8 protein-coding genes and 2 tRNA genes are annotated in these 10,718 nt (G+C 24.8%); 3 read left to right on the top strand and 7 right to left on the bottom strand.

Annotated elements, in window-relative coordinates:
- The first annotated feature begins 191 nt into the window (after window positions 1-191).
- On the top strand, window positions 192-1,676 hold the full coding sequence (locus BGI41_RS04280) for a sodium-dependent transporter (protein ID WP_088538999.1): 1,485 nt from the start codon (window positions 192-194) through the stop codon (window positions 1,674-1,676).
- Window positions 1,677-1,965: 289 nt separating this feature from the next.
- Here BGI41_RS04280 and BGI41_RS04285 read toward each other — a convergent pair.
- Together BGI41_RS04285 and BGI41_RS04290 are read right to left on the bottom strand one after the other, a co-directional pair.
- Window positions 1,966-2,039 (bottom strand) — tRNA-Gly (locus BGI41_RS04285).
- Between the two features lie 2 nt (window positions 2,040-2,041).
- Window positions 2,042-2,116: transfer RNA gene (locus tag BGI41_RS04290), tRNA-Gly, on the bottom strand.
- 591 nt (window positions 2,117-2,707) lie between these two features.
- Here BGI41_RS04290 and BGI41_RS04295 point away from each other — a divergent pair.
- Together BGI41_RS04295 and BGI41_RS04300 are read left to right on the top strand one after the other, a co-directional pair.
- The gene (locus BGI41_RS04295) at window positions 2,708-2,995 is read left to right on the top strand and encodes a hypothetical protein (protein WP_088539000.1); all 288 of its coding nucleotides are present in this window, start codon (window positions 2,708-2,710) and stop codon (window positions 2,993-2,995) included.
- A 10-nt stretch (window positions 2,996-3,005) separates the two neighbouring features.
- A complete protein-coding gene (locus tag BGI41_RS04300) occupies window positions 3,006-3,275 on the top strand; it encodes a hypothetical protein (RefSeq protein ID WP_088539001.1) in 270 nt (89 codons plus the stop codon).
- Between the two features lie 444 nt (window positions 3,276-3,719).
- Here BGI41_RS04300 and BGI41_RS04305 read toward each other — a convergent pair whose 3' ends face one another.
- From BGI41_RS04305 to BGI41_RS04325, 5 genes are all read right to left on the bottom strand, one after another.
- A complete protein-coding gene (locus tag BGI41_RS04305; protein WP_143744786.1) occupies window positions 3,720-5,783 on the bottom strand; it encodes a hypothetical protein in 2,064 nt (687 codons plus the stop codon).
- 303 nt (window positions 5,784-6,086) lie between these two features.
- On the bottom strand, window positions 6,087-7,136 hold the full coding sequence (gene asd, locus BGI41_RS04310) for an aspartate-semialdehyde dehydrogenase (RefSeq protein ID WP_088539003.1): 1,050 nt from the start codon (window positions 7,134-7,136) through the stop codon (window positions 6,087-6,089).
- A gap of 218 nt (window positions 7,137-7,354) precedes the next feature.
- Complete coding sequence (gene dapB / locus BGI41_RS04315; protein WP_088539004.1) at window positions 7,355-8,176, bottom strand: 4-hydroxy-tetrahydrodipicolinate reductase; 822 nt, start codon at window positions 8,174-8,176, stop codon at window positions 7,355-7,357.
- A 96-nt stretch (window positions 8,177-8,272) separates the two neighbouring features.
- Complete coding sequence (gene dapA / locus BGI41_RS04320) at window positions 8,273-9,166, bottom strand: 4-hydroxy-tetrahydrodipicolinate synthase (RefSeq protein ID WP_088539005.1); 894 nt, start codon at window positions 9,164-9,166, stop codon at window positions 8,273-8,275.
- Window positions 9,163-10,386, bottom strand: coding sequence for an aspartate kinase (locus BGI41_RS04325; protein WP_088539006.1), 1,224 nt, complete (start codon window positions 10,384-10,386; stop codon window positions 9,163-9,165). Before BGI41_RS04325 ends, dapA begins: the two co-directional genes overlap by 4 nt.
- Window positions 10,387-10,718: the final 332 nt, after the last annotated feature.

The raw sequence follows: 10,718 nt of genomic DNA on the forward strand, positions 1-10,718 counted from the left end.
ATATAAAGAAATATTAATTCTAATAAAAATATACTAATTTTTAAAATTTATAAAAAATTATAAAATTAAAAAAATTATTTAAAAATATCGAAATTAAGCGAAATTAAACAAAATATAATAATCACAAACAACAAAAATTTTATAGTATGAAAAATTATAAGAATATTCTTTTAATATTCTTAGGTGAAAATATGGAGAAAGAGGAACATAACAAAAATCAATGGAAGAGTAGTTTAAGCTTTCTCACAGCTATGATAGGATCTGCTATAGGTCTTGGGAACATATGGCGATACCCTTATGTTGTATATAGTAATGGAGGTGGAGCATTTTTACTTCCTTACCTTATTTCAATTATATTCATGGCACTACCTTATTTATATTTAGAATATGGAGTAGGTTACAAATTTAAATCTGCTGTTCCAGAAATGTTTAAAAAAGTAAAAAGTAAACTAGAAGTAATAGGATGGTTTATATGTTTTACTTCATTTTTAATCTTAACATACTATGTAGTGGTTATAGGATGGGACTTAATTTACTTATTACTCAGTTTTACTAAAGGATGGGGAGCAAATCCTAATGCATTTTATACAGTTGGAGTTCTACAAAGTACAACATCATTAGCAGGAATTACAAGTATTGTTTGGCCAATTGCAATAAGTTTAGTGGTAATTTGGTCTATAATATGGTATATTTCACATCAAAACCTTAATAATGGAATTGGAAAATATAGTCAAATATTAATTCCTTCCTTAATCATAATGATGGCAATAGTAGTATTTTATGGACTTAATTTACCTGGTGCAAAAATTGGATATACAGCATTATTTACACCAAATTGGACAGCATTAACAGATCCTAAAATTTGGCTTGCAGCTGCAGGACAAATCCTATTTTCCTTAAGTTTAGGATGGGGAGTTGCATCAACTTATACAAGTTATCTTCCAGAAGATACAAATCTTATTAAAAATGGTATAATAGTAACTATTGCAAACTGTGGATTTGAACTTTTTGCAGCAATAGGTATATTTTCAATTCTTGGATTCATGTCATTAAATCAAGGTCAAGCACTTAATAGTTTAGTAACTCAAGGATCAGGACTTATATTCATAGCACTTCCAACAATATTTAATGTAATGGGCGACTTTGCATATATATTAGGACCAATATTCTTCTTATGTGTATTTTTTGCGGGAGTTACAACAACAATATCATTACTTGAACCTAAATCTTATGGTATAAGCAATAAATTTGGTATAAAAAGACAAAAAGTTGTAACTGTACTTTGTATTATTGGATTTGCAATATCCATAGTATATGCAACAAAAACAGGAAGTTATTTATTAACTATAGCTGATTCATTCCTTAATGAATTCGCAGTATTATTTGGAATTATATTAGAATGTATAACATTTGGATGGTTATATAATACTAATAAAATATTAGCTATCCTAAATAAAAATTATTCAAAACATAATTTAGGAATATGGTGGACATATCTTATTAAATATGCAATACCATTAATCTTCATAAGTTTATGGGCAAATGGAGTATATGGATTAATAACAAGTAGTAATTTAATATCTGCACTTGTTGAAGGAATAATTGCAATAATACTTGTAGTATGTCCAATTATTGTTACTATACTTCCAGGTAAAAAAACAGTAAAACAAAATTAATATGCAATTTAATTGCATATTTAAATACTTTTTTTTAAAATTAAATTATTTAAATAAATTAAAAACTATTTTTATAAATTATTTCTAATTAAAAAAATACTAAATCCTATATAAAAACAAATTAGATCAATTTTATATAAATATAATAATTTAATAATTAAAAATTCAATTAATTTAAATTTAAATTTTATATAAAATATAAACACGAAAAAATTAGTATATAGATTTAAAATTAATAAAATAAATTGAATTAAATAAAAAAAATATAAAAATAAAATCAGAAAAAATATGCAACCGCCGGGATTCGAACCCGGGTTTTTGGCTTGGAAGGCCAAAGTAATAACCAGACTATACCACGGATGCAATGCGGCGTCCGGGATTTGAACCCGGGTCTCTAACGTGGCAGGCTAGAGTCTTAAACCAGGCTGGACTAACACCGCATAATTCATTGTACTAATTTCATACAACATTATACTATTATCTTTATTAATATATAAAGTTTTCTATTTTCAATAGTAAAACTTAAAGAAAAAAATATTTTAATAAAAAAACAATACAATTTGAAAAAAAGTTTCAATAAAATATGAAAAAAATAGAAAATATATTAAATATATAAAAACGCTTAAAAATTAAAATAAAATTATTAAATTATTTAAAATTTTAAAATTAAAGAAAATAAAATACTAAAATTTTATTAAAATAATTAAAAACTAATAAATTTTAAAACAAAAAACAAACAATTGTATAAATCATATACATAATTTATAACAAACTTTAAATATAATAAAGTTATATACTTAAGTCGTAAATAGAAAATATTTATTTATATTCAATTTATATTATTTTAAAATAGAATTATGGTATAAATATTTAATTAGAATAATAAAATTAAATAAATATTAATCTGGTGATTTTAAAAAGGTCCAATTCCTTTTTAATATTATTTACTCTAAAATAGAGTAATAAAAATATATTAATAAAATTATTTTCATCTAAAAAAAATAATTATAATATATAGGATGATGAGTAAAATGTTTGATTTAAGTGCATATATACCATTCCTTGGATTATTAATCTTTGGAAACATTGAAAACTTAATTCTAGCATCTCAAGGTGTAGTTGCTGGTGCAGATGTTAAAAAACTTAGTATAATAAGTATTATTGCTGTTATTATATGGTTATTAATAGGTACCATTGCTACTTCTGCTGCTATTAAATATGCAGACGCAATTGATTTCATAGGTGGTTTAGCAATCTTTATTTTAGGATTACAATCTATGCTTCAAGCAACCCATGTAATTGGAGATAAAAAAGAATAGGAGTGTTAAAATGTCAATGAAAGAAATTACCCCATTTTTAGGTTTAATAATCTTTGGAAACATTGAAAACTTAGTATTAGCTTCACAAGGAGTTACTGCAGGAGTTAATCCAATTATTTTAGGTGGATTAAGTTTAATTTTCGTAATTATGTGGTTACTCATTGGAAATTATGGTACTGCTGCTGCTATTAAACACGCAGATGCAATTGAATTTATTGGTGGTTTAGCAATCTTTATTTTAGGATTACAATCAATGTTAGAAGCATTACATATAATTTAAATTTAATAATAATTTAAATAATCAAAATTTATGAAATTACTTATTATTATTTTAAGAAAAATATTTTATTTTTCCAATAAACAACATAATGTTATTTATTCTTTTTAATAAATTATAATAGTTTAAATTAATTTTAAGAAAATCTTCTTAAAATAATAACTATTTATAATTATGCTATTTTTATATAATTTAATTAATTAAAAAAATATTTATTCTGAAATTAATTTTTAAAAAGTTTAATAAAAAATTAAAATACCTCTTTTTTTATAAAAATTACAAAAACAAAAAATAGATTTTATTAACTTTAAAAAATTAGATAATATATGATCTTAAAAATTAATTATTAAATATTTAGTAGAAAATATATATTGAGATGAAGCTTAAAAAATAAAAATAATGAAAAAATTAGTTTATAAATAAAAAAGTAAAGAAAAATAATTATTTCTAGGAATCATCAGTAGTAATATCATCTACTATTTTAGTATATAATACTTTATCTCCATCTTCCTCAGATTTCATATAACCTTTTCTAATTAATTTTTTCAATATATTTTCAATACTTTTAAGAGAAATCTTATCAAAAGCTACTCTTTTAATATATTCATGAATTTCTTCAGCAGTTGATGGTTCATCAGGTATTAAATTAAATACTTGTGATTGGAAAGAAGTTAAATCATTTTTAGGAGGAATAATTAATTTATGATATAAAGTTTCAATTTCTTTAAGTCTTTCAATATCTTCATCTTTAGATTGAATTTCCTCTTTAAGAGATTCATTTTCTTTAATTAATTCATCATTACTACCAGATTCAATATCTTTAATTTTATTTTGAAGTTTTTCAACTTTTTCACTATCAGCATTATTTTTAGCTTCAAGTTCAGTAAATAAATCTTTAATTTTTTCAAGACGATCAATTTTTTGATCTTTAAGAGATACCTCTTTAACTAATTTATTATATTCTGATTTATCCACAGTAGTTTTACTGAATTTTTCAATAAGTTTATTTTTATCAGATAAAGTTCTTTTAACTTGATTGAGTTCATTTTGAATTTTATTGAAATCATCTTTAGCAATTGTACTATTTTTAACAGATGCAATTTCATTATCTTTATTTAAAACTCTTTCTTTAGTAGAATCAAGTTCTGATTTAACCCTATCATATTCTTCTTTAGAAACTGAATTTAATTTAATATTATTTAATTCATTTTCTAACTTTTGGATTTTTTCAGAAGAAGAATTTTTAATATTAGATAACTCAAGTTCAATATTTGTATAATCTTCTTTTGAAACAGAAGAATCTTTTAAATGAGATAATTCATTTTGAAGATTTTCATATTTTTCATGAGGTATTGCAACTTTTTTATAATTTTCAAAATCTTTTAATATTTTTTCATATTTATCTTTATCAACAGTACCATCACGAATAACTTGCAATTCATTACCTAATTCCTCATAAGATGATTTAGGAACATAATTCTCTTCTAATTCATCATATTTTTCTTTTAAAGAATCATAATCATTTTTTGATATGGAATTTTCTTTTAAAGATTGAAGTTCAGATTCTTTAGAACTTAAAACTGTATTTAATGAGTTAACTTCAGCTTTTAAATTCATATAATCTTCTGAAGAAAACATGTTATTATTCATAGTTTCTAATTCATGAGTTTTAGAATCAAGTAATTCTTTTGTATGATCTAATTCATTTTGAATACTTTGAATTTTACTATTAGAATCTTTTAAACCTAAAATAATTTCATCTTTAGATTTTATTAAATCATTAAGGTTATTGACTTTTTTAATTAATTCATCATAATCGGTTTTTAGGACAGAATCTTCTTTATAATCGTTTAATTCTGCTTCTTTTTCTTTTAATCTATGATTAGCAATTGATAATTTATCATTTAATTCAATGAAATTATCTTTAGAGTCAATTTGGTTTTGAAGGTTTAAGACTTGAATTTTATATTCTTCAATGTTTTTGGATAATGATTTGATTTCAGAATTTTTTTGGTCTATAATATCAGATTTTTCTTTAATTTTTTCATCAGTTAATTCTTCGCCTTCTTTGAAACCATTTAAAACTTCTTCAAGAGAAGATTTAATTGAGGAAATATCATCTTCAATAGCAGTTCTAACTGATTTAATATTAGCATCAAAATCACTTAATTTACGAATTTTTTCATCCTGATTACTAATAAGATTCTCATTATCCATGATGATTTTATTTTTAACATTTAATTCCTCAGTTTTTTCAAAAAGCTGTGATCTTAAATCATCAAATTTATCTTGAACATCATTTTTATAAATAGCAAACTCATTATCTTTTTGAGATAACTGTGCATTTAATCTATTGATAGTCTCATCATGTGCAATTCGAACTTTATCATTTTCTAAATCGACACGTTCTTTTTCAGCTGCAGCTAAATCTGTTTTTAACCTATTTATCTCTAATAGACAAGATCTAACTAATGCTTGTAATGTTTCAGTCTCATCATTCGTAAAAGCCATTTTAATACCCAAAAAACCTTATTTAAAAAACTTTAAATTTTAATAAAAATTTAAAAAACCTATAGATAATAAAAGTTCTAATATAGTGAAATTAATTATAATTTTAAAATTTATTCAAGAATTATAAACTAAAATTTTAAAACAATATTATAATAATAACATATATCACTTTTATAGAATTAACTATTAATATTATTTATTTTAATTATATTTAAAGTTAATTACAAAAAACTAAGAAAAACTAATAAAGAATAAGTAAAATAGAAAAATTTAAGAAAAAAAGAAGAAAATAATAATATTAAATTAGAGGAATTTTGCATTAATAAGTTCAGCATTTAATACTGAAGCACCAGCTGCACCACGGATAGTATTATGACCTACAAGAACATATTTAAAACTATTATCCATAACATTGTCTTTTCTAACACGACCAACAGTAACAGCCATTCCATTTTCTGCTCCTCTATCTAATCTAGGTTGAGGACGATCAGATTCTTCTTTAACAATAACTGGATTTTTAGGTGCTGAATATAAACCTAATTCTTGAGGTAAAGCTTTAAAATTAGCCATTGTTTGTTTAATCTCATCAATAGGTTCATCTTTATCAAGTTCGACAAAAACAGCCTCAGTATGTCCATCTACAACTCCAACCCTATGACAAGAAGCAGATAAACTAAAATCAGCATCTTTAATTTCTTTACCATCGAAGCTTCCTAAAAGTTTTAATGTTTCAGTTTCCATTTTTTCTTCTTCATTACCAATATATGGAATAACATTATCAACTATTGCCATAGAAGGAACACCATTATAACCTGCACCAGAAATTGCTTGCATAGTAGAAACATAAACTTTATTAATATTGTATTTATCATATATTGGTTTTAAAGTTAAAGTTAATGCAATTGTTGAACAATTAGGATTAGTTACAATAAAACCATCCCCACCTCTATTTTTTTGTTGTACTTCAATTAAATCTAAAGCTTCAGGGTTAACTTCAGGAATAACAAGAGGTACATCAGGAACCATACGCATTGCACTAGCATTAGATGCTACAATATAATCTTGTGCAAATTGAGGTTCAACTTTAGCAGCGAAATCAGTTGGAAGTGATGAAAATAAAATTTCAACATCATTAGACATTGCTTCAGGACTAGTCTCACACACTTCAATGTCTTTAACTGATTCTGGCATAGATTCATCTAAATACCAAGTTGTTGCATCCTCATAAGTTTTACCTGCAGATCTTGAAGAAGCAGCAAGTGCTGTGATTTCAAAATCAGGATGTTTATCCAAAATTTGAATAAATCTTTGTCCTACCATTCCAGTAGCACCAAGAATACCTACATTTACCATTTAATCAACTCAAATATTTATTAAAATAAAAAAATATAATAAAAGATAAAATCTTCTTAAAAAAATACCTTAATAAGAACAAAAAATCCCTAAAAAATATAATAGACAAAATCTTCTTAAAAAAATACTTTAATAAGAACAAAAAATCCCTAAAAAAATATAATAAAAGATAATAAAATAATAAAAATCTTTTAATAATAATTTAAATTAGAAAGTACCTAATTAAATCCTAAAACATCGGACATAGAAGATATTTTACCTTTTTCAGCATTAGGTATGTATCTAATAGCACGAATTACTCCAGCAATAAAAACTGCTCTTTTATGTGCCATATGTTTAATTTCTAATCTTTCACCATCACCAACATAAAGTACAGTATGGTCTCCAACTATATCTCCACCACGTATAGAATGTACTCCAATTTCTTGTTTAGTTCTTTTTCCAACATGACCATGTCTTCCATATACAGCTACATCATTAGGATCTCTACCTAATGCTTCTGTAATATTTTCAAGTGCAGTTACAGCAGTTCCTGAAGGAGCATCTTCTTTTTGATTATGATGAGCTTCAATAATTTCAATATCATAATCACTTAAAATTGGAGTTAAATCTTTAATAAGTTGTAAAAATACATTTACTCCAATAGAGAAATTAGAAGTAATAACAGCTTTAACATTATTATCTTCAACAGCTTTAGTATTAGCTTCAACTTGTTCTGGACTAAAACCAGTAGTACCAACAACAATATTTACTCCACATTTAGTAGCAGTTTGAATGGTTTGAGCTGCAGCATTAACAATAGTAAAATCTACTAAAACATCAGGTTTAGTTTCTTTTAAAGTTTTTTCAAGATTTTCAGAACCAGTAATAGGTACACCTAATTCATCAATACCTACTTGAACACCAATATCTTTACCTTCAAGAGGTGTATTTGGAATCTCAATAGCAGCAACTACTTCCATATCATCTTGTTCAGTAATTCTTTTAACAATACCAGAACCCATTCTTCCAGCAGCTCCAGTAACAGCAACTTTAATCATGTTTAATAATCTCCTTTTTAATTTAAGTTTAATATAAATTAATAAAAATATTATAAAAATTTAAAAATAAAATAAAAAATTAAAAATAAATTTTAATTAAATAAATCCATCATTTTTAAGAACATTCTCTAAAACTTTTCTTGAATCTTCTTTAATAGGTGCAAGAGGTAATCTTAAAGGTCCTGCAGGTCTGTTCATCATTTTATATGCTGCTTTAACTGGTGCTGGACTTGTTTCAATAAACAATGCATCAATTAAAGGTAACATTTGATAATGAAGATCTTTAGCAGTATCAAAATCACCATCTAAAATAGAATCAACCATTTTAACCATTCTTACAGGGTCAACATTAGCTGAAGCACTTACTACTCCTTTAGCACCAATTGACATTAAAGGAAGAGTAAGACCATCATTACCAGATAAAATAGTAATATCATCTTGAAGATCATTCTCTTTAAGTAATGAAAATGTTTTATTAGTTTTATCAAGACTAGGATTAGCTTCTTTTAAATCAGTAACATTATCTAATTTAGCAAGTTCACAAATAGTTTCAGAAGCCATATCAATACCAGTACGTGAAGGAACATTATAAGCAATTATAGGAATATCAGAATGATCATTAATATATTTATAATGTTCTACAAGACCATGTTGTTGTGGTTTATTATAATATGGAGTAATTACAAGTACATAATCAGCACCTGCATCTTCTGAAAATTTTGTTAAACCTAATGCTTCATCTGTAGAATTACTACCTGCACCAGCAATAGTAGCTACTTTACCATTTGCTTGATCAATTAAAATTTCAACTAATTCTCTATGTTCTTCATGTGTAAGAGTCGCAGATTCACCAGTAGTTCCAGCAACAAGTAAACCATCTACTCCTTTCTCAATTAAAAAATCAATATTTTCTCTAAATCCTTCTTCATCAATTTTATTATCAGATGTAAAAGGAGTTAACATTGCAACAGCGGTTCCTTCAAAACTCAATTTAAAACCTCCTTAATAAGTTCAAGAGCTCTTTTACCATTTTTCCATTCAACAAATATAATAATTGCTGTTTGTGAAGATGAAATTTCTACAATATTAATATTATTTTTACGTAAAGGTCGAATAATATCTGAAATAATTCCAGGAGTTTCAACAGTAAATTCAGGACTTACAACAGTAATCATAGCAATATCTTTACCAATAGAAAGTGAACTAAGAATATCTGTATTAACAACTAATCTATGTAATAAATGATAAGCTCTATCAGAATCTTTTTTAGTTACAAATACAGTTATAGAATTTTCACCAGCAGATATGCCATATATGTTAATATCATTTTCTGCAAGAATATTTGTAAGTTGAGCAAGTAATCCTTTAGATTCTATCATATGTTCCCCAACAACAGCAATAATAGATAATTCTTCAGGATATAATACTGCAGATTTTAATAAATTATCTTCAAAAGGACCAATAATTTCAGTACCTTTATCAGATAAATCACCTTTCTCAAAACTAATAATTTTAGCTTTAATCATAGGATCTTTAAATTTTAATGCATTTGGATGTAAAACTTGTGCTCCATGAACTGCAATATCTCTCATTTCTTCAACTGAAATTTCATCTAATTTTTCAGCTTCTGCAATTTTCCTAGGGTCTGTACTCATTACACCATCTACATCAGTAACAATTACAACTTCACTAGCTTTAAGTGCATGACCTAAGAAGAAAGCAGTAACATCACTTCCACCTCTACCAATAGTAGTGATTTCATTATTTGGACCTCTTCCTAAAAAACCACAAACAACAGGAATAACCCCTTGATCTAAAAGTTCCCTAATTTTTTTAGACTGGAATTCAGAAGCCTTAAAATTAATTTTAGCATCTAAAGAATTATTATCAGTTATAATTGGCCAGTTTTCACTATATGGATCTACAAAAGTACTCTTTACACCTAATGATTCTATTGTAGATGCAAAAACACGAGTGCTAGTCATTTCACCCATAGATAAAATTTGAGCCATTTGTTGAGGTGAAATATTATCACCAATAGCATCATCTGCAACTTCAATTAAATCATCAGTAGTCTTATTAATAGCAGATACTACAACAACTACTTGATTTCCTTTCATAAACTCATTAACTACAGATTGGGCAGCTTTTTTAATTCTAGCCCCATTTCCTACCGAAGTTCCTCCGAATTTTGCTATTATCAATTCCATTAAAATTCACAACCTAAAATTAAAAATTCTAAAGTAAATATAACATAAAAATTAATGAATAATTAAAAAAATTATATTAAAACTTAAATTTTCTAATTTGTATACATTAGTAATTATTAACAAAACATATTAATAAATTTTTATAGTATTAAATAAAATTTAATAAAAAAATTTAAATAAACATTTTAATTCTAAATTAAAGAATAAACAAAAAAATTATAAGAAAATACTAAAAAACAATAAAAATTAAAATAAAAAAATAAGTTAAAAACAAATATAATTCAAATATAGTAAAAACAGCCAAAAATAAACAAAAAATAACTAAAAAATAC

It is taken from the genome of Methanobrevibacter sp. 87.7, from assembly GCF_002208625.1.
In the GTDB taxonomy this organism is placed as follows: Archaea; Methanobacteriota; Methanobacteria; order Methanobacteriales; family Methanobacteriaceae; genus Methanarmilla.

Excerpts from the sequence above, each read along its gene's own strand:
- BGI41_RS04280 (WP_088538999.1), top strand. The coding sequence starts at position 192 with ATGGAGAAAGAGGAACATAACAAAAATCAATGGAAGAGTAGTTTAAGC.
- BGI41_RS04295 (WP_088539000.1), top strand. The coding sequence starts at position 2,708 with ATGTTTGATTTAAGTGCATATATACCATTCCTTGGATTATTAATCTTT.
- BGI41_RS04300 (WP_088539001.1), top strand. The coding sequence starts at position 3,006 with ATGTCAATGAAAGAAATTACCCCATTTTTAGGTTTAATAATCTTTGGA.
- BGI41_RS04305 (WP_143744786.1), bottom strand. The coding sequence starts at position 5,783 with ATGGCTTTTACGAATGATGAGACTGAAACATTACAAGCATTAGTTAGA.
- asd (WP_088539003.1), bottom strand. The coding sequence starts at position 7,136 with ATGGTAAATGTAGGTATTCTTGGTGCTACTGGAATGGTAGGACAAAGA.
- dapB (WP_088539004.1), bottom strand. The coding sequence starts at position 8,176 with ATGATTAAAGTTGCTGTTACTGGAGCTGCTGGAAGAATGGGTTCTGGT.
- BGI41_RS04325 (WP_088539006.1), bottom strand. The coding sequence starts at position 10,386 with ATGGAATTGATAATAGCAAAATTCGGAGGAACTTCGGTAGGAAATGGG.